Genomic DNA, 23,167 nt, shown 5'->3' on the forward strand with positions numbered 1-23,167 from the left:
CTATGTCTATCCGATACCTTCGAACCGCATTTGCCAGCCAGATGCAACCGGGTCAGCCTGCACTGATCAAGTCCGGCGAGACCCTGAAGGAACCGGGGGGTGATTACGAGGCGCTTCATAAACAGATGAAGCGCCTGTTCAACAGCAAGCCGGGCAAGAAATACGGGCGCTTTTCCGAAGACGTCGGTGACAGCCCGTTCAGTGCGTGGCTGAAAGACTATCTGGAAGACAAACAAACCTTCGCCTCCCTGACCGACCGCTTGTTCAGCCAGTGGCAGGACCATCTCAATGGCAGCCAGGACGAGCATCAGGGGCACCTCATGCTGGTGCACGAAGCCCTGGCAGACAGTGATGCCATCTACCTGCTGATCGTGGAGAGCGACAGCGCGATGCGTTTTGATGGCAGCCAGGCCCTGGATGGCACCGACGTGCTGAGCCTGTCCCGGCTCAACCTGGCGCTGCGCATCGAACTGGATGACTGGCAGTCGGATGCTCGCGGTGAAAACTACCTGACATTGGTACATGCCCGCGGTGCTGGCGAAACAGGTGACCTGTTCATCCGCCTGTGCGGCTTCACCAATCAGGTGGATGTGGAAAAAGAAACTCTGACCTTCCTGGACGCCGTCGAAGCCTTTGCCCGTCAGTCAGACGGGCCAGAAGACGCTGGCAAGGTTCGCCACCGCGCCTACGAATTCTGCAAAGAGCAACACGCCCTGGGCGAGCCGGTGGCCGTTGAAGCCCTGTCCGGTTACCTGGACGAAGAGCAGCCCGAGCGCTTCAAGCAATTTGCCGCCGAAGCCCGGGACCTGCCGGAGGGCATGGTGCTTCACCCCGATCACCGCAAGGTCAAGAAACTGGTTCGCATCGCCGGCTCCGGCGGCGGCATGAGCGTGTCGTTTTCCTCGGACCTGGTAAACCAGGCGATCTACTACGATCGAGAGAAAGACGCCCTCACCATCACCCGCCTTCCGAAAGCGCTGCGGGAGCAACTTCAGAAATATCTGGAAGCCAGGGACGACGCCTGACCAAATCCCGGAATCCCAAGAATCATCTGGCCTTGACCCCTAGCCGGATCGGCAATGAAAAGCGCTCACCGCTGGTTACGGATTGATCAGACCGTTATAATACCCGGCTAATTAAAGAAGCGCCCGCTCCAACGCTCCGGGTGCTGACATCCATCGACGACTATTTGAGACTCATGGCCAAGAAGCTGTTTATTAAAACCCATGGCTGCCAGATGAACGAATATGATTCATCTCGCATGGCGGACCTGCTACAAGTTGGCGAAACGGTCGAGCTGACTGATTCGGCCGACGATGCGGACATTTTGCTGCTTAACACCTGCTCAATTCGCGAAAAAGCCCAGGAAAAGGTGTTCCATCAGCTTGGTCGCTGGAAAGGCCTGAAAGCCAAGAATCCGGATCTGATCATAGGCGTCGGAGGCTGTGTCGCCAGCCAGGAAGGCCAGGCAATTATCGATCGCGCGCCCTATGTGGATATGGTGTTCGGCCCCCAAACCCTGCACCGTTTGCCGGAACTGATCATCCAGGCTCGCAAGGGTGGGGTCGGCGTGGTCGACATTTCGTTTCCGGAAATCGAAAAATTCGACAACCTGCCCTCACCGGGCGCCGATGGTCCGTCTGCATTCGTATCCATCATGGAAGGCTGCAGCAAATACTGCACGTTCTGTGTCGTGCCCTACACCCGCGGCGAAGAAGTCAGCCGTCCGGTTGACGATGTGATTGCCGAAGTTGCCCACCTGGCCGGCCAGAATGTGCGTGAAGTTAACCTGCTGGGCCAGAATGTAAACGCCTATCAGGGCGAAACCCACGACGGCGACACCATGGATCTGGCGGAACTGATCGCCATGATCGCGACCATTGATGGCATTGACCGGATTCGCTACACCACGTCCCATCCGGTGGAGTTTACCGAATCCCTGATCAAGGCTTACGAGCAGGTGCCCGAGCTGGTCAGCCATCTCCATCTGCCGGTACAGAGCGGTTCTGACCGCATACTGGCTCAGATGAAGCGCGGCCACACGGCGCTGGAATATAAATCCAAGCTGAGACGGTTACGGGCGATCCGGCCGGATATCAGTTTCTCGTCTGACTTCATCATTGGCTTCCCGGGCGAAACCGAGAAGGATTTCGAGGCCACCATGAAGCTGATCAACGACATCGGTTTCGATGCCTCGTTCAGCTTTATCTACAGCGCCCGCCCCGGCACTCCGGCAGCAGACCTGCCGGACGAGACTCCGATGGATATCAAGAAGCAGCGGCTGAGCATCCTGCAGCAACGAATCAACCAGCAGACATTCGAGATCAGCCGCAACATGGTCGGCACCACCCAGCGCATTCTGGTAACCGGCCTATCCAAAAAGGACCCGGGCGAATTTGCTGGCCGAACCGAGAATAACCGCATCGTAAACTTCCGTTCGGAAAACCCGGATGTGGTCGGGCACTTTATCGATGTTGAAATAGGGGAAGCATTGCCCAATTCTCTCAGAGGTATGCCGGTTAACGATCTATTATACTGATTTGAGATGGCCTGGATGGTTGCGGAGCAGGAGCGCAGTGGGTAGCTAGTTCCAAAACACGCCCGTGAATACGTCCCTGTAGGGCTCGACTGCAGCCATCCATGGCTGCAGACGGTTTTGGAAATAGCTACCCACTGCCCTCTTGCAAACTCTGTCGCCAACTCCATTGAACGCTAAGAACCGCCCGAAAGAGTTTTAAGCAGCCGCAACTGATAGACAGGTGGTGGTCAGACAGGATTTTCCAGACCGTGGAGCGCCAGGGATGGCGCGACCGAGCCCTACATGGATGTATTTACGCGGCGTGTCTGGAAAAACCTGTGTGACTGCCGACCAGGCACCGTTGATTTAGACACGAAACGATGCCACCGCCCAATCTCAACGAATGAGGAAAATTTGAAAACCACAGAAGCCAAAGTATTTGACCTGTACCCTGCTGACCAGCGCCGGCTGACCACTCTATGTGGTCAGTTTGATGAACACCTGAAGCACATTGAGCGTCGCATGGACGTTCGCATAGGGCGCCGGGGTCACCATTTCAAAGTCGAAGGCGAAGCTGAGCACGCCACCGCAGCGGCCGAAGTCATTCGTCACATGTTCCGCGAAACAGAAGCCGCCGACGATATTTCCCCGGATACCGTCCACCTGTTTATCCGGGAAGCCGGCTACGAGCGCCTGCCGGAAGAAATCCCCTACGATGGCAGCCAGATCGTCATCAAGACGCCAAAATTGCAGGCCAGACCCCGGGGCGCGAACCAGCAAAAATATGTGCACAGCATCCGCAGCCACGACATCAACTTCGGAATTGGCCCGGCGGGTACTGGCAAGACCTGGCTCGCGGTAGCGTGCGCCGTGGAAGCCCTCAAGGATGAGCAGGTAAAACGTATCCTGCTGGTACGACCCGCGGTGGAAGCCGGCGAAAAACTCGGCTTTCTGCCCGGTGACCTGGCCCAGAAAGTGGACCCTTACCTGCGCCCGCTCTACGACGCTCTCTACGAGATGCTGGGGTTTGATCACGTCACCCGGTTGATCGAAAAAAGCATTATCGAAATAGCCCCTCTGGCCTTTATGCGAGGGCGGACCCTGAACAACGCGTTCATTATTCTGGATGAGAGCCAGAACACCACCCGGGAGCAAATGAAAATGTTCCTGACCCGCATCGGCTTCGGCTCTACTGCGGTGATTACCGGCGACACTACCCAGGTAGACCTGCCCAAAGGCCAGAATTCCGGCCTTATACATGCCGCAGGCGTGCTGAACAATGTTGCCGGTATCGGGTTTACCCGCTTTGAATCCAAGGACGTGGTCCGTCATCCCCTGGTGCAGCGCATTGTCGAAGCTTATGATGCGTTTGACCTGGGTAGTGGCAAGTCGCAATGACAGCACTGACCGTCGATATACAGCGAGTTCTGGAAGCCCCCGGCCTGCCCGGCGACGATGACCTGACCCGGTGGGCCAGCGCCGCCTGGCAACAAGATCACGGGTCAGAAGTAACTGTACGCATTGTGGGTCGCGAGGAAAGCGCCGAGCTTAATAGCCAGTATCGTCACAAATCGGGCCCAACCAATGTCCTTTCCTTCCCATTTGAGGCGCCAGCCGGTATAACAGTTCCGTTAGCCGGTGACCTTATCATCTGTGCTCCGGTAGTGACCGACGAGGCCCGCGACCAGAGCAAGACCCTAACGGCCCACTGGGCACACATGATCATTCATGGCATGCTGCACCTTCAGGGATTTGACCACCTGAACGACACAGACGCCGAGATAATGGAATCCCTGGAAATCCGGCTATTGGACGGGTTGGGTTTCGGGAATCCATACGAATCAGAGGAAACGGAACAAGACTCATGAGCGACGATCAGTCGAGTCGCAGTCAAGGCAGCAAGTCTTGGCTGGAACGCATTTCACAGGCTTTTTCCAACGAGCCTGAAACCGTTGAAGACGTGCTGGAAATTCTTCGGGACGCAGAAACACAGAACATCATTGATGCCGACGCCATGAGCATCATCGAGGGGGCCATGCAGGTCATCGATATGCGCGTCGATGAGATCATGATACCCCGCTCCCAGATGGTTACCGTCAAGGCTTCCCAGGATCCCAAAAGCTTTTTGTCAGACATCATGGAGTCGGCCCATAGCCGCTTTCCGGTGATCGGCGATAATCAGGATGACGTTATCGGGGTGCTATTGGCAAAGGATCTGTTGCCGCTGGCCCTCGAAAACGACCTCACGTGGACCAAAATCCGCGAAATTCTTCGTCCGCCCTCCTTTGTGCCTGAAAGCAAGCGGTTGAACCAGTTGCTCAAGGAATTCAAGGAAACCCGTAATCATATGGCGATTGTCGTCGACGAATACGGTGGCACGGCAGGTTTGATCACCATTGAGGACGTCCTGGAGCAAATCGTCGGCGAGATCGAGGACGAGCACGATTTCGACGAGGAAACCCATATCAAGGCCCGCGGTGATGGCAGTTTTGCCGTCAAGGCAATTACGCCGGTCGAGGATTTCAACGAATTTTTCAAGACCGAACTTGATGAAGAAGAATTCGATACCATCGGAGGCGTGATCCTTAAGGAGTTCGGACACTTGCCCCGGCGGGGCGAAGCCGTTGAAATCGCAGGTCTGCTGTTCACTATCGCCAATGCTGACAACCGGGTTATTCGTTTGCTCCAGGTAACCCGTAGTGACGAATAGGCTCCACCCGACATCGCTGTCCTGGTTCCATCTGCTGGCGTTGCTGGTGGCCGGGAGCCTGCAAACCCTCACCTTTTCACCGTTTAACTGGTGGTGGTTGGCACCGTTCTCCATCGTCATCGCGGCCTGCATCTGCCTGTCACTTACGCCCCGATTGCTGTTTCGTGCCGGTTGGGCGTTCGGATTGGGGCTGTTCGGATCCGGGGTATCCTGGGTCTACGTCAGCATCAGTGAGCACGGTAACACCTCCATACCGGTTGCCATTTTGCTCACCCTGGTTTTTGTCGGCGGCCTGGCATTGCTCCATGGCGCCGCCTTCTGGGCCTGGGGTAAACTTGCGAAAACCAGCCAGTCCCGGCGGCTGCTGCTGTTTCCGGCGGTCTGGATTATCGGCGACTGGGTCAGAAGCTGGCTGCTAACCGGTTTCCCCTGGCTCTACCTCGGAACCGCGCAGGTCGATGGCCCACTTGCCAGCTTTGCGCCCGTTATCGGTGTTCACGGCGTGACCTTCTGGATTGTGCTCTCGGGTATCGCCATCATCTTCTGCTACCGGTTCGCCCGCGCCGCACGCTTCAGCGCCGCAATCGCCATTGCCTTCGCCGTTGCACTGCCCTGGATGAGCGGCCCGTTAATGACCAACGTGCAATGGACCATACTGGCGGATGAGCCTAAAACCGTTGCGGCCATGCAGGGCAATATCCCGCAGCAGATCAAATGGGACCCGGAGTTCCTGAAGGAACAGATCTATACCTACCTCACTCTGACCCAGAACGACTGGGACCAGGATCTGATTCTCTGGCCCGAAACCGCCATACCGATTCCCCAGGATCAGGCCGGCAAAGTGATCGAGCACATCCAGGCCGAGTTGGGACCAGACAGTACCCTGATTACCGGTATCCCCTGGTACGGATTCAGCAACTCCCTGGAGGATTTCACCTTCCGCAACAGCATCATGGCCATCGGTAACGGTGATGGCATCTATCACAAGCAGAAACTGGTGCCATTCGGGGAATATGTGCCTTTACAGCAGTGGCTGCGGGGAGTGATCGGCTTCTTTGATCTGCCCATGTCGAGCTTTTCCCCGGGACCGGAGAATCAGGCACCGCTTAAAGCGGGCGACCTCAGGGTGATGCCCTTTATCTGCTATGAAGTCGCCTATCCGGATTTTGTTGCCTCCTACGCCCGCAACACCGATTTGCTTCTCACCGTCAGCAACGATGGCTGGTTTGGCCATTCGGCAGGACCCCATCAACATATGCAGATTGCCCGCATGCGAGCCCTGGAAACCGGCCGCTATATGCTGAGGGGCACCAACAATGGCATTACCGCGGTGATTGACCATAAAGGGCAGATCACCGATACCATCGAGCAGTTTACCCAAGGCACCCTGCGCAGCAAGGTCTATGCCGCATCGGGTCATACCCCTTACATGCAAACAGGCTCCTGGCCGGCACTTACCCTGGCACTCATACTGATTGTCTTTGTCAGGGAGCGGGTCATACCCAAGCTGTCCTGACGGTGTTATCAGCTCTCCTCATCAGTGGGCAGCGTTTCCTCGTCTTCACTGTGGGGCCATCTGCTGGTCACCCTCTCAAAGTAGTGGGAATTACAGACTTCGCAGGGTTCAATGTGGCTGGTCGCGGTAAGGCAGCGCATATGGCCGCATGACAGACACCTCAGCACCCCGGCAGTCGCTATTTCACCACTGATGTAATGCCCGACATCGTGGTTGTGAAGTTTCTGGTCCAGCTCCAGCGTATCCAGCTGGCTCTTGTCTGCAATGGAGAACAGCAGGTCCGACAACTGGCGTTCAATCAGCGACAGGTCCAGCCGCAACCACTCGCCAACACCCTCCCCGGTTTCATCAACAAACTTCATCAGATGTTCAAGATCACGGCGCAGGTAAGTCGCCAGCAAATCCACTTCTTCCCGGGTCATCTCCTCGAGCTCATTCTCGAACTCAACAGCGTTGGCGATTTCTTCCCAGAGAGTTTCCCGGGTTCGGGTTTCCATTTCACCAAGCCGGGCCTCAACCCTGGCAAGCATACGGTTGTAAACTTTAAGTGCCTGACCTGAAAACTTGGGTCGCTCGGAATCCGTCATGGCGTCACCTCTTCGTGTTGGCTCACAGTTAGTCTGGCACAAGTCGTGTTTCCTTGCAGACTACCTGTAATGACCCCGTTACGTTAGAATATCTGACCTCTTGACCACTCAGTGAAGGACAGTTCCAGGTCACGTTTTCACTGTCAGTTTTCACGAACAGCTTCCAACTACAGGCAATCTCAGCAATGGCAGGAATGGATCAGCAATACAGCCCCCGCGACATTGAGCAGGACGCACGCAAATTCTGGGACGACAACAAAACCTTCTGCGTGAAAGAAGAGCCGGGCAAAGAAAAGTACTACTGTCTGTCGATGTTCCCCTACCCCAGCGGCAAGCTGCACATGGGCCACGTTCGCAACTATACCATCGGTGACGTGGTTTCCCGATACCAGCGCATGCAAGGCAAGAACGTCATGCAACCCATGGGTTGGGACGCGTTCGGATTGCCTGCAGAAAACGCCGCCATCAGCAACAAAACGGCACCCGCCAAATGGACTTATGCCAACATTGATTACATGAAAACCCAGCTCCAGCAGCTGGGTTTTGGCTATGACTGGGACCGGGAGCTGGCGACCTGCAAGCCGGATTACTATCGCTGGGAGCAGTGGTTCTTTACCCGGCTTTATGAAAAAGGTCTGGTCTACAAGAAGATGGCCACGGTCAACTGGGACCCGGTTGACCAGACCGTACTGGCCAATGAGCAGGTAGTGGATGGCCGCGGCTGGCGCTCCGGTGCCCTGGTCGAGAAGAAAAAAATTCCCCAGTGGTTTATCCGCATTACCGACTATGCGGAAGAACTGCTGGCAGATCTGGATCAGTTGGATGACTGGCCGGACCAGGTCAAAACCATGCAACGCAACTGGATTGGCAAATCTGTTGGTACCGAGCTGACGTTCAGGTTCAAAGGCCGTGAGGATGACATCACGGTTTATACCACCCGGCCCGACACCCTGATGGGCGTCAGCTATATGGCACTGGCGGCAGAACACCCACTGGCTCTTGCGGCAGCGGAACGCAGCCAGGAGGTCGCCGAATTTATCAGCCAGTGCCGGACCAGTAAAACCGCCGAAGCCGATATGGCGACGATGGAAAAGAAAGGCGTGGATACGGGCATGAATGTCATCCACCCGCTGACCCAGGAGCTGATTCCGGTCTGGGTAGCCAATTTCGTGTTGATGGATTACGGCACCGGAGCCCTGATGGCGGTGCCCGCCCATGACGAACGGGACCACGAGTTCGCGCTCAAGTACCGTCTGCCCATCAAGCAGGTTATCGCGCCCACCGACACCCGGGAAATTGATACCTACGAAGAGGCCTTCACCGAAAAAGGTACGCTGGTTTCTTCGGGCAAGTACACCGGGTTGAGCAGCGAAGAAGCCTTTGAGGCCATTGCGGACTTTCTTGAGCAAGAAGGCATTGGCAAGCGCACGGTCAATTATCGGCTGCGAGACTGGGGTGTATCCCGGCAGCGGTATTGGGGTGCGCCCATACCGATGATGACCCTGGCGGATGGCACCGAGCGACCGGTGCCCGAGGACCAGTTGCCAGTACTGTTGCCGGAGAATGTGGAGATGGATGGCGTAAAGTCCCCCATCAAGGCCGATCCCGAGTGGGCGAAAACCAGTTTCGAGGGCCAACCGGCAACGCGTGAAACCGACACCTTCGACACCTTTATGGAGTCCTCCTGGTACTACGCCCGCTTTTGCAGCCCCAACTACGACAAAGGCATGCTGAACCCGGAGGCAGCCAATTACTGGTTACCGGTAGATCAGTACATCGGGGGTATCGAGCACGCCATCCTGCATTTGCTCTATGCACGCTTCTTCCACAAGCTGATGCGGGATGTGGGGCTGGTGACCAGTTCGGAGCCGTTCAAGCGCCTGTTGTGCCAGGGTATGGTGCTTGCGGAAACCTACTACCGCGAAGACGGGAACGGCGGTAAGACCTGGATCTCCCCGGCCGATGTCACGCTGGAGAAAGACGATCGGGGTCAGGTCATTCAGGCCACCCTCAAAGCCGATGGTCAGCCGGTGGAAATCGGCGGAACCACCAAGATGTCGAAATCAAAAAACAACGGCATTGACCCACAAGCAATCATTGACCAGTACGGTGCCGATACCGTGCGGTTGTTCATGATGTTTGCCTCACCGCCGGAGCAATCTCTGGAGTGGTCTGACAGCGGTGTAGAGGGCGCCCACCGTTTCCTCAAGCGGCTCTGGCGCATCGTCCATGAGCACGTCGTCGTCAATAGCCCCTGCCCGGCTCTGGATGTTGGCAGCCTTAGCAGTGCCGAGAAAGATCTCCGTCGCAAGACCCATGAAACCATCGCCAAAGTGTCTGACGATGTCAGCCGGCGGATCACCTTCAACACCGCCATTGCTGCGGTGATGGAACTGTTGAACGAGGTCAACCGACTGCCAGAGGACGCCCCCCAGGGCAGGGCTGTGATCCAGGAGGCTCTGGAAACTGCCGTCCTGACGCTGTCTCCGATCACGCCTCATATCTGCCACTCACTCTGGTATGCCCTGGGACATGAGACCGCGGTGGTGGAAGCAACATGGCCGGTGGCGGACCAGCATGCCATGGTGAAAACCAGCATCCAGGTAGTGTTGCAGGTGAACGGCAAAGTGCGCTCCAAAGCCGATGTACCGGCGGACATTGACAAAGCCGGGTTGGAAGCCCTCGCTCTGGAAGACGAAAACGTCATCCGCTTTGTGGATGGCAAAACCGTTCGCAAGGTGATCGTGGTGCCCGGCAAACTCGTCAATGTGGTGGCTAACTGATATGACGCCTGACCGCTCCGCAAAGCTTCATCCGAAGGCTATCCCCGTTGCGTTGATGGCACTGTATCTTACCGGGTGCGGCTTTCAGCTCCGGGGTGCGCCACCGGTTTCCGATGCCCTGCAGCCCCTTGCGGTGGTCTGCGCAAGCAATATCCCGGAAGACCTCTGCAACGCCGTGAAGGATCAACTTGAACTGGGGGACATCACGCTGGTCAGCAGCGAAGAGGCCGCCTACCTGTTACGGCTGAATGATTTCAGTCAGCAGCGGCGGGCCAGCGCGATTACCCTTGAGGCCGCCGCGGCCGAATACGATCTGCGGCAAACGGTCACGATGGATGTCGTCACCTCGGACCAGATTCCTCTGGTGGCTGAGGTGGACGTGCGCAGCAGTGAAACCTACCGGTACGATGAAACCAATGTACTGGCCAAACAAAGAGAAGAGCGGGAGTTGCAGGAAACGCTTTATCAACGCCTGGCCCAGCAGATCATCTTCCGCCTGGTTCCGCTCACCGAATCGCGCATCGATGTATTACGGGACGCCGCTGAAGCTGAAAGCAAGCGCGCGGAAGAGTCCACGCAATGAAAGCCACTCCGGCCCAGTTAACCCAGCTGCTCGGCAAAAAGCTGGCACCGGTGTATCTGGTGTCCGGGGACGAGCCCTTATTGGTGCAGGAAGCCTGTGATGACATAAGAAAGGCGGCCCGAGCCGCGGGTTTCGAGGACCGGATCACGTTCCATGCTGACAGGCAACTTGCTTGGCGCTCCGTCGCGGAAGAATTCGGGGCGCTGTCGTTGTTTGCCGAGAAGCGGCGCATCGAGATTCACCTCCCGACGGGCAAGCTGGGTGACGGTCGGGATGTCATCGAACAATTTATGGCATCCACACCCGGCGATGTTGTGCTGCTGCTGATAAGCGTGAAGCTCGATCCCGCCGAACTCCGTCGTAAATGGTACAAAACGTTCCAGAATGAAGGTGTGCATGTCACCATATGGCCTATCGATCCGGACAAGTTTCCGGGCTGGTTGCAACAGAGGGCTAAAGCCCGGGGCCTTACCCTGACACGGGGAGCACTGGATATGCTGGTGCATCGGCTCGAAGGCAATCTGCTCGCCGCCAGCCAGGAGATGGACCGGCTCGCCCTGTTCAGCAAAAGTAAAACCATCGATGAGGACGTCGTCGAACAAGCGGTGCAAAACAGTGCCCGATTTAACCTCTTTGAATTGGTCACCGAGCTGTTGATGGGTGACGTTCCCAACGCCCATAAAATTATCGGAGCACTTGAACAGGAGGGCGACAACCCCCTCGGTTTGCTTGCGGTGTTGAGCCGGGATATTCACCTGGTGGTGGAACTCCAGCAGGCCATGGCTCGCCGGGAAACACCGGCCGGCTTCCTGAAGTCCCGGGGTATCCGCCAACCCCAGCGCATGAAGGCGCTGGAACGCGCCGCCAGGAGGCTATCTCCTGAGCAACTTCGTGACGCCATCCTTTGCTGCAGTGATATCGATCGGGCATCAAAAGGATTCCGGGATCTCGGCCCCTGGCATTATCTTCGCTCGATGGCGACCGCACTCGCCTGACGCCAGGCCAGTTTCTCCTCCGGCCCTGCCCCTTGACAGTTTCTGAGCTTCAGTCGCATTGTAAGCACAGGCAGAGTCGTTATTGCCTTTAGTGCCAAACAGGAATGGTTGAATTTTCAAGTTGCGTCAAAAAGGAGGCGTTTAGCATGACCATCAAAGACGATCTGAACAAATTATCCGAAACCATCCGTCAGCATCGAGATGAAATTCGAGTCCAGCTTCATCTGGCCAAAGAGGACGTCAAGGACGAATGGGACGACCTGGAAGTCTATTGGGACCGTTTCCGGCAAAAGCTGGACGATGTCTTCCACGATGCTGAAGATGCCTCAAAGGAAGCTCGCAACAACGCCTACGAAATGGGGGACAAACTCAAACAAAGCTACGAGCGCCTGAGGAACCGCCTGAAATAGCGGACCAAAAGCATCGCGACTGAAGTCGCTCCTACAATCAACGCCGAACCCGTCGTCAACCCGTAGGAGCGACTTCAACCGCGAATGGAGTTCAGCTGACCGCCCTAGAACTCCTCAGCAGTCAGCGCCATCATCGAATCACTGCCACTACGAAGCCCTTCCGCCAGAGCCACGGTTTTGGGCAACAGGCGATCGTAATAGAATCGAGCGGACTTGAGTTTGCCAGTGTAGAAGCCCGACGTATCCCCTTCAGCTCTGGGCAACGCGGCCTTTACAATTTTCGCCCACATATAGCCCAATGCGGTCAGACCGAACAGATCCAGGTAATCCACTGAAGCGGCACCCACCGCGTCGGGGTTGTTCTCGGCCTGGTTGATCACGTGCTCGGTCACATCCGACAGCCGCTCCAGCGACGCTGCCAGCGTTTCCAGATAGGGGCGCAGTGCGGCATCGGTGCTGTTCTCTTCAATAAAGGCGCCGACATCCTCGGCGAACAATTCATAGAGCCGCCCTTTGCTGCCGACTACTTTCCGGCCCATCAGGTCAAGGGCCTGGATGCCATTGGTACCCTCGTAAATCTGGGTGATGCGAACATCACGGACCAGTTGTTCCTGCCCCCACTCACGCACGTAACCGTGACCACCGAACACCTGCTGCCCCATCACACAGGCATCCAGCCCGCGATCGGTCAGGAACGCCTTGGCAACCGGTGTCAGCAGTGCCACCATGCCTTCGGCGTGCTCGCGACGGGCGTCGTCATCGGCATACTTGGCGACATCCAGCCACTGTGCAACATAGGTTGAAAACGCGCGCCCGCCCTCGATGTAACCCTTCATGGTCAGCAGCATCCGGCGCACATCCGGATGCACGATGATGGGATCCGCAGCCTTGTCCGGTTGCTGGGCACCAGTGGGCGCACGGCTCTGGACCCGGTCAAGGGCGTATTCCCGAGCACTCTGAAGCGACGCTTCTGCGGCGCCAACGCCCTGTATGCCGACACCGAGACGCTCGTAGTTCATCATGGTGAACATTGCCGCCAAGCCTTTATTGGGCTCACCCACCAGCCAGCCTTTGGCGCTGTCAAAATTCATCACACAGGTCGCCGAGGCCTTGATGCCCATTTTCTTTTCAAGGGAGCCGCAGCTGAGTGTGTTGCGCTCGCCCAGGGCGCCGTCGTCCTTCACCAGAAATTTGGGCACCAGGAACAGGGAGATACCCTTTGGCCCCTTGGGGGCATCAGGCAGTTTGGCCAACACCAGGTGAATGATGTTCTCGGCCATGTCGTGCTCGCCCCAAGTAATAAAGATCTTGGTACCTGTTACGTCGTAGGAGCCGTCATCATTGGGTTGGGCTTTGGTGCGGATGATGCCGAGATCGGTCCCTGCGTGGGACTCGGTCAGATCCATGGCGCCGGACCACACACCGGAATACATGTTGGGAAGGTACTTTTCTTTCAATTCCTGGCTGCCGTGGGCATCCAGCGCCAGACAGGCACCAGCGGTCAGCATGGGTGCCAGGCCAAACGCCATGTTGGAAGCCTGGAGCATCTCTTCAAACTGCGCCACCAGAGTCTTCGGCATGCCCATGCCCCCGAACTCCGGGTTGCCGCCAAGGCCGTTCCAACCACCTTCTACGATGGTTTGATAGGCTTCACGGAAACCTTCAGGGGTAGTGACTTCACCGTTATTCCATTTACAGCCTTGTTCATCGGCCTCGCGGTTCAGAGGCGCCAGTACTCCGCTGGTAATTTTGCCCGCTTCTTCAAGAATGGCATCAGCGGTGTCCGGGTCGATGCGCTCTGCCAATCTGGGCAGTGATGCCCAGAGCGCGGGCGCGTCAAAAACCTCGTTGAGGGTGAAACGGATCTCGCGCAGGGGTGCCTGATAGTCAGCCATTGATTAACTCTCCAGAAATCTTCAGAACGACATCGAAAATGCCAATCCGGTTTATTTTTCAGACCACCAGTTTACCTGAAAGCGAGTGCGCACTCATGTTGTCCCGGTGACATTATAAAAAAAGCCCGTCTCCTGAGAGCCCGGGCTTTCTTGCGATCATCAATGCATGTCGCCTCAGAAGGCGAATGCGTCTTCCTGCATATCCATCAGCGAGTCCGCGCCGACCAGCATGCTTTCCGCATGGGTGCGGGTGCGGGGCAACATGCGCTTGAAGTAGAACCGCGCAGTCTGGACCTTGGCGTTATAGAAACTCTCTTCCGTGGTGCCATCTGCCATCTTGTTCAGTGCAACCCCGGCCATACGTGCCCAAAGGTAGGCGAACACGGCGTAGCCGGAGTACATCAGATAGTCGACTGAGGCGGCGCCCACTTCGTCGCGGTTCTTCATGGAGTTCATGCCCAGTTTCATGGTCAGGTCACCCCACTCCTTGTTGATCGACTGCAACGGCTCAATGAATTCCTTCATTTGTTCGTTGTCGGCGTTTTCTTTGCAGAACACGTGGACCAGCTTGGTGAAGCGTTTCAATGACTCGCCCTGGGTCATCAGAACCTTGCGACCCAGCAGATCCAGTGCCTGAATACCGGTGGTGCCCTCGTAAATCGTACCTATGCGGGCATCCCGCACCACCTGCTCCATGCCCCACTCGGCGATGAAACCATGGCCACCGAATACCTGCATGCCCAGGTTGGTTGCTTCGCAACCGATTTCCGTCAGGAAAGCCTTGGCAATAGGCGTCAGAAAACCCATCAGTTCGTCGGCCTCTTTGCGGGCTTCTTCAGTCTTGCCCTGGTGGACAATATCGCCCTGCTGGGCGGTGTAATAAATCATTGCACGAGCACCCTCGGCAACAGCCTTCTGAGTCAGCAACATCCGTCGAACGTCAGGATGCACGATGATCGGATCGGCTGGACCCTCCGGATTCTTCGGGCCGGTCAGGGAGCGCATGGCCAGACGGTCTTTGGCGTAGGCCAGAGAGCCCTGGAACGACAGCTCCGCAGCGCCCAGGCCCTGAATCGCGGTACCCAGGCGAGCCACGTTCATAAAGGTAAACATGCAGTTCAGACCTCGGTTCTCCGGCCCGATCAACCAGCCTTGGGCACCGTCGAAGTTCATCACACAGGTGGCGTTACCGTGGATGCCCATCTTGTGTTCGATGGAGCCACAGGTGACGGCATTGCGTTCGCCCACTGAGCCGTCCTCGTTCGGCAGGCACTTCGGGACGATAAACAGGGAGATACCCTTGGTGCCTTCCGGCGCACCCGGCAGCCGGGCCAACACGATATGAACGATGTTATCCGCCATATCATGCTCACCGGCGGAGATAAAAATCTTGGTGCCGGTGATGCTGTAGGAGCCATCGGCGTTCGGCTCAGCCCTGGAACGCAGAGTACCCAGGTCGGACCCACAGTGGGCCTCGGTCAGGCACATGGTGCCGGTCCACTCGCCACTGATCATCTTGGACAGGTAGGTGTCTTTCTGTTGCTCGGTGCCGTGCATTTCTACCGTGTTAATCGCACCGTGGCTCAGGCCCGGGTACATGCCCCAGGACCAGTTGGCGGTACCCATCATTTCACTCATCACCAGGCCGACAGATTCAGGCAGACCCTGGCCACCATTCTCCGGTGACGCTGTCATGGATGGCCATCCGCCTTCTACATATTGCTTATAAGCTTCTTTGAAGCCCGTCGGTGTCCTGACGCCGTCTTCGCTCCAGGTGCAGCCTTCCTTGTCCCCGACCTGGTTCAGTGGCGACAGTACCTGCTCACAGAACTTGGCGCCTTCCTGGATAATGGCATCGACCATATCGGGAGTTGCGTCTTCCGCGCCTTCCAGATTGGCGTAGTGCTGCTCGCTGTCCAGCAGTTCACTCATTACAAACTTGATGTCACGCAGGGGCGCTTTATAGTCGGGCATACATCCACCTATGATTTTCGGTTTCGCCTGCAGCTATTGCTGCATTGCGCTGGTCTTGGGTTTTACTCTGGCATGACAGCAGGGAGCGTCAGCATTAATTAAACAGGTGTTTGAAACATACGTTTGTAACAGAGGTATTGTCAAGCAGAGGCGCAAACATTTGTGTTGCTTTACGCAACCAGACGTAATCGAAAACAGGGAGAATTCGCCAGTCTGTCGGGTGGCATCGGCATGTGTTGGGAGGGTAGACAAGGTCTCGGGGAGAGTGCAGTTGAGGAGAGTGCAGTTGAGCCTGCTATGTTCACGACAGCGTCGGAGATTACGCCCGGATATCGAGCAGCGTACCCAAGGTTTCATCCGCCGTCTTTACTATCTGGGCGGAGGCCTCAACGCTGCGCTGATACAGTTTCAGATCAATGATCGGTTCGATCAGGTCGCCGGCACCGGTGGCCGAACCCTGGGGTCCGTCAACGCCACCACGAGCTATTTTCCGGGCCGCGCTTTCCATGCCCTGAAGACCATCCTGTCTGCCCTGGATACCAATACCGAGTATATTACTGATCATAAGCCGACCACATAACAGCTAATGTAGACCGTGATTAGGCCACACTGCTGTTTAATTTTCAATCAACGACGTGATGTTGATCTGGCCCGTCAAGGCGGCCGGATCCGGTGAGGCTTGCCAGGGCACCACCCCAAGGCAGGGAGCGCCCATGTGCTGAATAAGATAGTCCAGGGTCTCGGCCTCATTGGCCATGGCCTCCGATTCCGGACGGTTTGCGACCCAGCCTGCCAGTTTCAGACCATCGGCTCGAATGGCTTCGGCTGTCAACAGGGCATGATTGATACAACCGAGCTTGAGGGCGACGACCAGTATGACCGGCACTTCCAATGCCCGAGGTACCTCAGCGTAGGTTTCACGATCATTCAGTGGCACCCGCCATCCGCCTGCCCCCTCAATGATAAGGAGATCTGCCGGCCGAAGCTGCAGCCCCCGGCAAAACCCCACCAGGCGTTGAGCACTGAGCTGGCGATTTGCCTGGGCCGCTGCCACATGGGGAGCGATCGCCGGGGCCATGGCAACCGGATTAACCTGATCATAGGCCACTGATTCGGACATGGCGTGCTGCAACATCAGGGCATCCTCGTTGCGCAGCCCCTCCGGGGTTTGCTCGCAGCCGGAGGCAATCGGCTTGATGGCAAGGGTTCGAAGGCCAACTTTATTCGCGGCGTGAAGAATCGCCGCCGAGATCAATGTTTTACCGACCCCTGTGTCGGTACCGGTGACGAAGTACGTTTTTTTAGCCAAGGAGTGGGTCCTGATGGATCAATGGGGGGTAACGATTGCGGGCTGGACATCCGATCGGGTCACCGGCGCACACGCCGCAAAGGCTTCAATCAGGCGGTCCAGATCAGCCTCGGTATGACTGGCACTCAGGGTGACCCGTAACCGGGAGGTGCCCCTGGGAACGGTTGGCGGGCGAATCGCCGTGACCAGCAAACCGCGCTTTTCCAGATCGGCACTTAATCTCAGTGCCGCCTTTGCGTCCCCGACCATAACCGGTTGGATAGCCGTGCTTGAGGGCAATAACGAGTATCCAAGATCCTTCATGGCAGACCGGAATCGCTCAATCAATCGCTGCAGGTGCTGCCGCCGTGGGTCTTCATGTTCGACCAGATCAATGCTTGCATGACTGGCCATCGCAAGGGCGGGCGGCATTGCTGTAGTGTAGATATAGGTGCGGGCCTTCTGGACCAGGTAGTCCATCAGTGGCGCTGGCCCCACAACAAAGGCGCCGCTGGAACCAAAGGCCTTGCCGAAGGTACCAATCACCAACGGCACTTCATCCTCGGTAAGGCCTTCAGCGAATACCGAACCGCGACCCTGAGGGCCGACACAACCAAAACCGTGGGCGTCGTCAACCACCAGCAGGGCGTCATGTTGCTTGCACAGCCGGGCCAGTTCCCGCAGAGGCGCTATGTCGCCGTCCATGCTGAACACCCCGTCTGTCACCACCAGCTTGTGGCCCCCGGTTTCTGCGAGTTGGTTTGCCAGGGTGTCGGTGTCACCGTGAGGATAGGTTCGGATAGTGGCCCGGCTCAGCTTGCAGCCGTCGATAATCGAGGCGTGGTTGAGCGCATCAGAAAAAATGGTATCGCCTCGGCCAGCCATCGCCGAAATCACACCCATATTCGCCATGTAACCTGTTGAGAAAAACAGCGCGCCGGTCCGGCCCGTGAACGCCGCCAGCCGTTCTTCCAGTTGGTGATGCGCCTGATGATGGCCGCAAATAAGGTGGGAGGAGGCGCCGCCCAGACCGTTGGTCTCCAGCCCTGATTTCGCGGCCTCAATCAATGCCGGATGATTCGCCAGGCCAAGATAATCATTGCTGCAAAACGCCAGTACTGTTTCCCCGTCCGCCGTCATTCGGGGTTGCTGGGGCCCACTGACCACGCGTCTGGTCCGGTACAGCCCAAGCGCTTTTCGTTCGTCAATTTCCCGGATGAAATCACGCATACCAGAAACCTCAGGCGGATTGTCGGGCGGCATCGTAGAACAGATGCCGGGTGCGCTCGGCCTCCACAGCCTCGGCAAGCGCTGCTGCACGCTCATCTTCGGTATGTTCGGTTTCACGCTGCTCCGGGCGGATCCCCAGGCGACGAAACAGTTCCCGGTCCTTATCTGCTTCCGGATTTGCGGTGGTCAGCAGTTTCTCACCGTAGAAAATCGAGTTGGCACCGGCCAAAAAGCACAGCGACTGCATCTGCTCGTTCATGTCTTCCCGACCTGCGGACAGACGCACATGGGAGGCAGGCATAACGATGCGAGCCACCGCAATGGTACGAATGAAGTCAAAGGGGTCGAGATCTGCCACGTTTTCCATCGGGGTGCCAGCCACTTTCACCAGCATGTTAACGGGCACACTTTCAGGGTGATGTGGCAGGTTGGCCAACTGCATCAGCAGGCCGGCCCGGTCATCGAGGTCTTCACCCATCCCCATGATGCCGCCACAGCAAACTTTCATGCCGGCTTTACGGACATTCTCCAGGGTATCCAGGCGGTCCTGATAGGTCCGGGTGGTAATAATGTGACTGTAGTATTTCTCGGAGGTGTCAAGATTGTGGTTGTAATAGTCCAGCCCGGCATCGGCCAGTTCCCGGGCCTGGTGCTCTTCCAGCATGCCGAGGGTCATACAGGTTTCCAGGCCCAGAGCTTTGACCTGGCGAACCATGTCCACCACATAGGGCATATCTTTCTTCGACGGGCTGCGCCAGGCGGCGCCCATGCAAAACCGTGAGGCGCCCTTTGCCCGCGCCGCTTTCGCTTCTGCAATGACCTTGTCAATCTCCAGCAGTTTTTCCTTTTCCAGACCGGTATTGTAATGACCGCTCTGAGGGCAGTATTTGCAGTCTTCCGGGCAGGCACCGGTCTTGATGGAGAGCAAGGTACTGACCTGGACTTCATTAGGGTCAAAATAATTCCGATGGGTGGACTGGGCCTTGAAGATCAGGTCATTGAACGGCATCAGGAAAAGGTTGCGAATTTCTTCGAGGGACCAGTCGTGGCGGAGGGCGGTGGCAGTCATCGGGGTATCCTGTTAGTTTTGTCGGTTCGCGGATTAGGCCAGGTTCAAGGATTGAACAAATGATAAAGCGCTTGAAACTGCTGTCAACCCAAATCGTTCAGAGGGTTAACAGCAGCCTCACTCTTCCCGGCCAATGCGTCGCTTGCTGTGCCGGGTTTCAAGGCCAGGGGCTTTGTCCTGCCTGCCTGAACGCTCTGCCTTACAACCACCAGCATTGCCGCCAGTGTGCCCTGCCCTTGCCGTTTGCACCGGACCAGCCGGTTCTGTGTGGCGAGTGCCTCAAGCACCCGCCATCGTTCGACCGTGTGATTACACCGCTACGCTATCAGTTTCCGGTCAATCGCCTGATCAGCCGTTACAAATACAATCACCAGCGCTCGCTGGGGCGCCCCCTGATCCGTATTCTCGTTAACGCGGTCAGCACACACCTGGCCTGCGCACCGACGCAGCGCCCGGACATTCTTATCCCAAGCCCGATGCATCCGGCAAAACAGCGCAAGCGTGGTTTCAACCAGGCCGAGGACATTGCCGAACTCCTGAGCCTGTCCATTGGCGTGCCCTGGTCCGTAACGCTGGTAAAGAGGCAACGTGCCGGCACGGCGCAATCGGGCCTGAACCGGCAACAGCGGCTGGCAAATCTGAAGGGAGCGTTTGTAATAACGGGCCGACCCCCGCCACGGATCGCCATCATCGATGACGTGATGACGACCGGTGCCACCGCGCGAGTGCTCGCCCAGGCACTGAAAACTGCAGGGGCGAAGGAGGTGGAAGTCTGGGCTCTGGCCCGGACACCGGGTTAACCAACACCGGGATTCACTCCAACCTGGCGGCCACGTAGTCTGCAATCGCCAGGCTCGCGGTCAGGCCGGGGGACTCGATACCGAAGAGCTGAATCAGGCCCGGCACCCCATGCACGCTCTGGTCCTGGATATCGAAATCGCAGAACCCGCCCTCCGGTCCCAGCAACTTGGGGCGCACGCCGGCATAGGCGGCCTGCAACCGGGTCGGGTCCAGATCGGGCCACCAGTTTCTGATCGCACTGGCAAAGGCGTTGCGACGCGCCGGATCCACGGTGTAATCCGGGTGGTCAATCCATTCAACGTCCGGTCCGAAACGTGCCTGACCTGCCAGATCAAGGGTCAGGTGCACACCCAAACCGCCAGGTTCGGGTACCGGATAAACCAGAGTATTGAACGGGTGGCGCCCGGAATAGCTGAAGTAATTTCCGCGGGCAAAATGTAGAGTCGGACAGTGGGTTCGGGGATACCCCTCCCACGCACTTGCCAACGGCACAGCAGCCAGACCTGCGGAATTTACCACCCGTTGGGCAGTGATTTCACAGGGGTTGGCGCCCCCCACTTTGAGCAAATGCCGGGTCCCATTGCTTGCGGCTGTTTCGACAGGGGCACGACAAACCAGGGCTCCGCCATGGGATTCCAGCTCGCCCAGCAGCGACAGCATGAGACCGTGACTATCAATAATTCCGGTCAGGGGCGAATAGAGCGCGGCGGTAGCGCGGACACCCGGTAACGCTTTGGCAATCCGCTGGCCATCCGCATGGCCAAGCGCTACGCCATTTTTCTCGGCCTGGTTTCGAACCCTCTCCAGCGCAGACTGCTGGCCCTGGTGACAGGCAATGATCCATTTACCCGTTTGACGGCAACGAACCTTGTAGTGCTCACAGTACTGATACAACATCTGACGACCCTGAACACACAGGGTCGCTTTCAGGGACGATTCCGGGTAATAGAGTCCGGCGTGAATAACTTCGCTGTTTCGCGATGAAATGCCTTCACCAAACCGGTCGCCCGCCTCCAGCACGATGACTTCCTGCCCGGACATCGCCAGCGTTCGGGCCACGGCCAGACCAACCACCCCCGCGCCAATCACCACAACATCGGCGTCAAGCTGCTCCCGTTTTGCCATTCAGCTCTCTCCCCTCACCGACCGTCCGGTGCTGCAAAAAATTGAAGTCGTTACCCGACATTACCTTTTACACATTGCTCTGGATACAAACTCCGAAAGCCCTTCAAAAACCGTTATACTGGCGGGCGGTTAAACCGAAGAACAAGACCAGTGCACAAGAGAGTCACGTGACTCCGTAACAGGTCGATACGCAAGGAGCCCGGAGCAGATAATGTCGGATAGGATAATGTCGGATAGAAAGGAGTTTATGATCGTGATGCTGGTGGCCGCAATTTTTGTTGGTTGGTTAGGCTGGCGCGGCTTCGAGGTTATCACGCTCAATCAGCATCTTCGGTCTGATAGCGTGGTCGCAAGTTATCCGTATCAGCACCGGGTCCTGCGGGTGGACGGAGAAACCGCCGTGATGAGCTCGCTGCGCTCCTACGACATGTCGACCCGAGACGCTCTTGTTGCTATTTTCCCGAGCATGCGATCCGTGAACGAAAACCACCGTGACTGGCAACGTGCAGAGCGGGAGTTCGCCCATGTGCAAGCCCGAGCGGGCGACGTTGTGCTCAGTACCCCGGGTATTTCCCGGGTGCGCTGGGAACTCGATGAAAACTGGTACCACCTCAGCGATATGCGCCAGAAAGCCCAGGCACTGCGCTAACAGGACTTTATGAACTCCAACGCACACCCGTACGATGATTTGAAACCGGACACTATTCTGGATGCTATCGAGGCCGCCGGCTTTGTCATCAACGGCCGGTTGTTTGCACTCAACAGCTATGAGAACCGGGTCTACCAGATCGGCATAGAAGACCGTCTGCCGGTGATCGCGAAGTTTTACCGTCCCGGTCGCTGGAGCGAGGCCCAGATTCGTGAGGAACACCGGTTTTCACTGGAGCTGCGAGATGCCGGCATTCCTGTGGTTGCGCCACTTGTCATGCCCTCTGGCGACACTCTTGGCCAGCACGAAGGTTTCCTGTTCGCTGTTTTTGATCAGCGCGGCGGTCAGGCTCCCGATACCAGCATGCAGGCTACGCTCTATCGGCTGGGGCAATGGTTGGGGCAGCTCCACAACGTGGGTGACTGTTCGGCCTTCGAGACCCGCCCCACCCTTTCGATCCTGTCCGGGATCACCGATTTCAGCCGGTACCTTACCGATAATGGCTGGGTACCGGATGATCTCCGCCCGGCCTGGGACAGCCTGATCCCTGACTTGATCGAAAACTGCAAACGGCGTATCGACGATGCCGGTGACGTTCACACGCTTCGCCTGCACGGTGATTGCCACGGTGGCAACATTCTGGTCCGTAACGAACAGATATTGTTTGTCGACCTGGATGATTGTCGCACCGGGCCGGCTATTCAGGACCTGTGGTTACTGCTCAACGGCGATGAGTTTGAGCAGGGCGCCCAGTTCGGGGAGTTGCTGGAAGGCTACGAGATGTTCCGGGATTTTGACCGTCGCGAACGCCACCTGATCGAACCCTTGCGCTGTTACCGGCAAATCGCCCATTGCGCCTGGCTGGCGCGACGTTGGGAGGACCCGGCATTCCCGCGCTTCTTTCCATGGTTTACCCAAGGGCGCTTCTGGTCGGATCAGATTCTGGCATTGAGGGAACAGCTCGCCGCACTGCAGGCCCCATCCATAGCGATACCTGGCCAGATTTGAGACCGACCAGTGAACCCATACTGAAT

At 57.2% G+C, this 23,167-nt stretch carries 21 protein-coding genes; 13 read left to right on the forward strand and 8 right to left on the reverse strand.

Going from position 1 to position 23,167, the window contains the following annotated elements:
- Positions 1-2: 2 nt before the first annotated feature.
- The 6 genes from F6Y09_RS14665 to lnt all read left to right on the forward strand — a co-directional run bounded on the left by F6Y09_RS14665 (position 3) and on the right by lnt (position 6,744).
- The gene (locus F6Y09_RS14665; RefSeq protein WP_152207678.1) at positions 3-1,025 is read left to right on the forward strand and encodes a nucleoid-associated protein; all 1,023 of its coding nucleotides are present in this window, start codon (positions 3-5) and stop codon (positions 1,023-1,025) included.
- Positions 1,026-1,198: 173 nt separating this feature from the next.
- Complete coding sequence (gene miaB, locus F6Y09_RS14670; RefSeq protein ID WP_152207679.1) at positions 1,199-2,539, forward strand: tRNA (N6-isopentenyl adenosine(37)-C2)-methylthiotransferase MiaB; 1,341 nt, start codon at positions 1,199-1,201, stop codon at positions 2,537-2,539.
- 393 nt (positions 2,540-2,932) lie between these two features.
- Positions 2,933-3,916 carry a PhoH family protein gene (locus F6Y09_RS14675; RefSeq protein ID WP_218944175.1) on the forward strand — a complete coding sequence of 328 codons (984 nt, stop codon included), beginning with the start codon at positions 2,933-2,935 and terminating at the stop codon, positions 3,914-3,916.
- The gene (ybeY, locus tag F6Y09_RS14680; RefSeq protein WP_152207681.1) at positions 3,913-4,386 is read left to right on the forward strand and encodes an rRNA maturation RNase YbeY; all 474 of its coding nucleotides are present in this window, start codon (positions 3,913-3,915) and stop codon (positions 4,384-4,386) included. The genes F6Y09_RS14675 and ybeY overlap by 4 nt, the downstream gene beginning before the upstream one ends.
- Complete coding sequence (locus tag F6Y09_RS14685; protein ID WP_152207682.1) at positions 4,383-5,228, forward strand: CorC family transporter; 846 nt, start codon at positions 4,383-4,385, stop codon at positions 5,226-5,228. The genes ybeY and F6Y09_RS14685 overlap by 4 nt, the downstream gene beginning before the upstream one ends.
- The gene (gene lnt / locus F6Y09_RS14690) at positions 5,218-6,744 is read left to right on the forward strand and encodes an apolipoprotein N-acyltransferase (RefSeq protein ID WP_152207683.1); all 1,527 of its coding nucleotides are present in this window, start codon (positions 5,218-5,220) and stop codon (positions 6,742-6,744) included. The genes F6Y09_RS14685 and lnt overlap by 11 nt, the downstream gene beginning before the upstream one ends.
- A gap of 8 nt (positions 6,745-6,752) precedes the next feature.
- On the opposite strand, the gene F6Y09_RS14695 is transcribed toward lnt, so the two are convergent.
- Positions 6,753-7,331 (reverse strand): zinc ribbon-containing protein, encoded by a 579-nt coding sequence (locus F6Y09_RS14695; RefSeq protein WP_152207684.1) that lies wholly within the window; start codon positions 7,329-7,331, stop codon positions 6,753-6,755.
- A gap of 194 nt (positions 7,332-7,525) precedes the next feature.
- Here F6Y09_RS14695 and leuS point away from each other — a divergent pair, with 194 nt between their 5' ends.
- The 4 genes from leuS to F6Y09_RS14715 all read left to right on the forward strand — a co-directional run bounded on the left by leuS (position 7,526) and on the right by F6Y09_RS14715 (position 12,102).
- Positions 7,526-10,114: a leucine--tRNA ligase gene (leuS, locus tag F6Y09_RS14700; protein WP_152207892.1), complete on the forward strand. Its 2,589-nt coding sequence runs from the start codon at positions 7,526-7,528 to the stop codon at positions 10,112-10,114.
- Between the two features lies 1 nt (position 10,115).
- Positions 10,116-10,697 carry an LPS-assembly lipoprotein LptE gene (locus F6Y09_RS14705; RefSeq protein ID WP_246180547.1) on the forward strand — a complete coding sequence of 194 codons (582 nt, stop codon included), beginning with the start codon at positions 10,116-10,118 and terminating at the stop codon, positions 10,695-10,697.
- Complete coding sequence (holA, locus tag F6Y09_RS14710) at positions 10,694-11,692, forward strand: DNA polymerase III subunit delta (RefSeq protein WP_152207686.1); 999 nt, start codon at positions 10,694-10,696, stop codon at positions 11,690-11,692. The genes F6Y09_RS14705 and holA overlap by 4 nt, the downstream gene beginning before the upstream one ends.
- A 146-nt stretch (positions 11,693-11,838) precedes the next feature.
- Positions 11,839-12,102 (forward strand): hypothetical protein, encoded by a 264-nt coding sequence (locus tag F6Y09_RS14715; protein ID WP_152207687.1) that lies wholly within the window; start codon positions 11,839-11,841, stop codon positions 12,100-12,102.
- Positions 12,103-12,206: 104 nt separating this feature from the next.
- Here F6Y09_RS14715 and F6Y09_RS14720 read toward each other — a convergent pair whose 3' ends face one another.
- The 6 genes from F6Y09_RS14720 to bioB form a co-directional block, all read right to left on the reverse strand.
- Positions 12,207-13,997, reverse strand: coding sequence for an acyl-CoA dehydrogenase C-terminal domain-containing protein (locus tag F6Y09_RS14720; RefSeq protein ID WP_152207688.1), 1,791 nt, complete (start codon positions 13,995-13,997; stop codon positions 12,207-12,209).
- Between the two features lie 174 nt (positions 13,998-14,171).
- A complete protein-coding gene (locus F6Y09_RS14725; protein WP_152207689.1) occupies positions 14,172-15,971 on the reverse strand; it encodes an acyl-CoA dehydrogenase C-terminal domain-containing protein in 1,800 nt (599 codons plus the stop codon).
- Positions 15,972-16,290: 319 nt separating this feature from the next.
- Positions 16,291-16,536: a flagellar biosynthesis protein FlgE gene (locus F6Y09_RS14730; RefSeq protein WP_152207690.1), complete on the reverse strand. Its 246-nt coding sequence runs from the start codon at positions 16,534-16,536 to the stop codon at positions 16,291-16,293.
- 51 nt (positions 16,537-16,587) lie between these two features.
- Positions 16,588-17,280 (reverse strand): dethiobiotin synthase, encoded by a 693-nt coding sequence (bioD, locus tag F6Y09_RS14735; RefSeq protein ID WP_152207691.1) that lies wholly within the window; start codon positions 17,278-17,280, stop codon positions 16,588-16,590.
- An 18-nt stretch (positions 17,281-17,298) separates the two neighbouring features.
- The gene (gene bioF / locus F6Y09_RS14740) at positions 17,299-18,489 is read right to left on the reverse strand and encodes an 8-amino-7-oxononanoate synthase (RefSeq protein ID WP_152207692.1); all 1,191 of its coding nucleotides are present in this window, start codon (positions 18,487-18,489) and stop codon (positions 17,299-17,301) included.
- A gap of 10 nt (positions 18,490-18,499) precedes the next feature.
- Entirely contained in the window at positions 18,500-19,558 is a 1,059-nt protein-coding gene (gene bioB, locus F6Y09_RS14745) for a biotin synthase BioB (RefSeq protein WP_152207693.1), read from the reverse strand.
- Between the two features lie 59 nt (positions 19,559-19,617).
- On the opposite strand from bioB, the gene F6Y09_RS14750 reads away from it, so the two are divergent.
- Positions 19,618-20,358, forward strand: coding sequence for a ComF family protein (locus tag F6Y09_RS14750; protein WP_152207694.1), 741 nt, complete (start codon positions 19,618-19,620; stop codon positions 20,356-20,358).
- 13 nt (positions 20,359-20,371) lie between these two features.
- On the opposite strand, the gene F6Y09_RS14755 is transcribed toward F6Y09_RS14750, so the two are convergent.
- On the reverse strand, positions 20,372-21,484 hold the full coding sequence (locus F6Y09_RS14755; RefSeq protein ID WP_152207695.1) for an NAD(P)/FAD-dependent oxidoreductase: 1,113 nt from the start codon (positions 21,482-21,484) through the stop codon (positions 20,372-20,374).
- Between the two features lie 226 nt (positions 21,485-21,710).
- Here F6Y09_RS14755 and F6Y09_RS14760 point away from each other — a divergent pair, with 226 nt between their 5' ends.
- The gene (locus tag F6Y09_RS14760; protein WP_152207696.1) at positions 21,711-22,133 is read left to right on the forward strand and encodes a hypothetical protein; all 423 of its coding nucleotides are present in this window, start codon (positions 21,711-21,713) and stop codon (positions 22,131-22,133) included.
- 9 nt (positions 22,134-22,142) lie between these two features.
- Entirely contained in the window at positions 22,143-23,141 is a 999-nt protein-coding gene (locus F6Y09_RS14765) for a serine/threonine protein kinase (protein WP_152207697.1), read from the forward strand.
- The last annotated feature ends 26 nt before the right edge of the window (positions 23,142-23,167 follow it).

It is taken from the genome of Marinobacter changyiensis (assembly GCF_009193265.1).
Taxonomy (GTDB): Bacteria; Pseudomonadota; Gammaproteobacteria; order Pseudomonadales; family Oleiphilaceae; genus Marinobacter; species Marinobacter changyiensis.

Coding starts and splice junctions, on each gene's coding strand:
- F6Y09_RS14715 (WP_152207687.1), top strand. CDS start 11,839: ATGACCATCAAAGACGATCTGAACAAATTATCCGAAACCATCCGTCAG.
- F6Y09_RS14720 (WP_152207688.1), bottom strand. CDS start 13,997: ATGGCTGACTATCAGGCACCCCTGCGCGAGATCCGTTTCACCCTCAAC.
- bioB (WP_152207693.1), bottom strand. CDS start 19,558: ATGACTGCCACCGCCCTCCGCCACGACTGGTCCCTCGAAGAAATTCGC.
- F6Y09_RS14705 (WP_246180547.1), top strand. CDS start 10,116: ATGACGCCTGACCGCTCCGCAAAGCTTCATCCGAAGGCTATCCCCGTT.
- leuS (WP_152207892.1), top strand. CDS start 7,526: ATGGATCAGCAATACAGCCCCCGCGACATTGAGCAGGACGCACGCAAA.
- F6Y09_RS14765 (WP_152207697.1), top strand. CDS start 22,143: ATGAACTCCAACGCACACCCGTACGATGATTTGAAACCGGACACTATT.
- holA (WP_152207686.1), top strand. CDS start 10,694: ATGAAAGCCACTCCGGCCCAGTTAACCCAGCTGCTCGGCAAAAAGCTG.
- ybeY (WP_152207681.1), top strand. CDS start 3,913: ATGACAGCACTGACCGTCGATATACAGCGAGTTCTGGAAGCCCCCGGC.
- F6Y09_RS14665 (WP_152207678.1), top strand. CDS start 3: ATGTCTATCCGATACCTTCGAACCGCATTTGCCAGCCAGATGCAACCG.
- F6Y09_RS14755 (WP_152207695.1), bottom strand. CDS start 21,484: ATGGCAAAACGGGAGCAGCTTGACGCCGATGTTGTGGTGATTGGCGCG.
- bioF (WP_152207692.1), bottom strand. CDS start 18,489: ATGCGTGATTTCATCCGGGAAATTGACGAACGAAAAGCGCTTGGGCTG.
- F6Y09_RS14730 (WP_152207690.1), bottom strand. CDS start 16,536: ATGATCAGTAATATACTCGGTATTGGTATCCAGGGCAGACAGGATGGT.
- F6Y09_RS14695 (WP_152207684.1), bottom strand. CDS start 7,331: ATGACGGATTCCGAGCGACCCAAGTTTTCAGGTCAGGCACTTAAAGTT.
- F6Y09_RS14760 (WP_152207696.1), top strand. CDS start 21,711: ATGTCGGATAGAAAGGAGTTTATGATCGTGATGCTGGTGGCCGCAATT.
- miaB (WP_152207679.1), top strand. CDS start 1,199: ATGGCCAAGAAGCTGTTTATTAAAACCCATGGCTGCCAGATGAACGAA.
- F6Y09_RS14750 (WP_152207694.1), top strand. CDS start 19,618: ATGATAAAGCGCTTGAAACTGCTGTCAACCCAAATCGTTCAGAGGGTT.
- F6Y09_RS14685 (WP_152207682.1), top strand. CDS start 4,383: ATGAGCGACGATCAGTCGAGTCGCAGTCAAGGCAGCAAGTCTTGGCTG.
- F6Y09_RS14725 (WP_152207689.1), bottom strand. CDS start 15,971: ATGCCCGACTATAAAGCGCCCCTGCGTGACATCAAGTTTGTAATGAGT.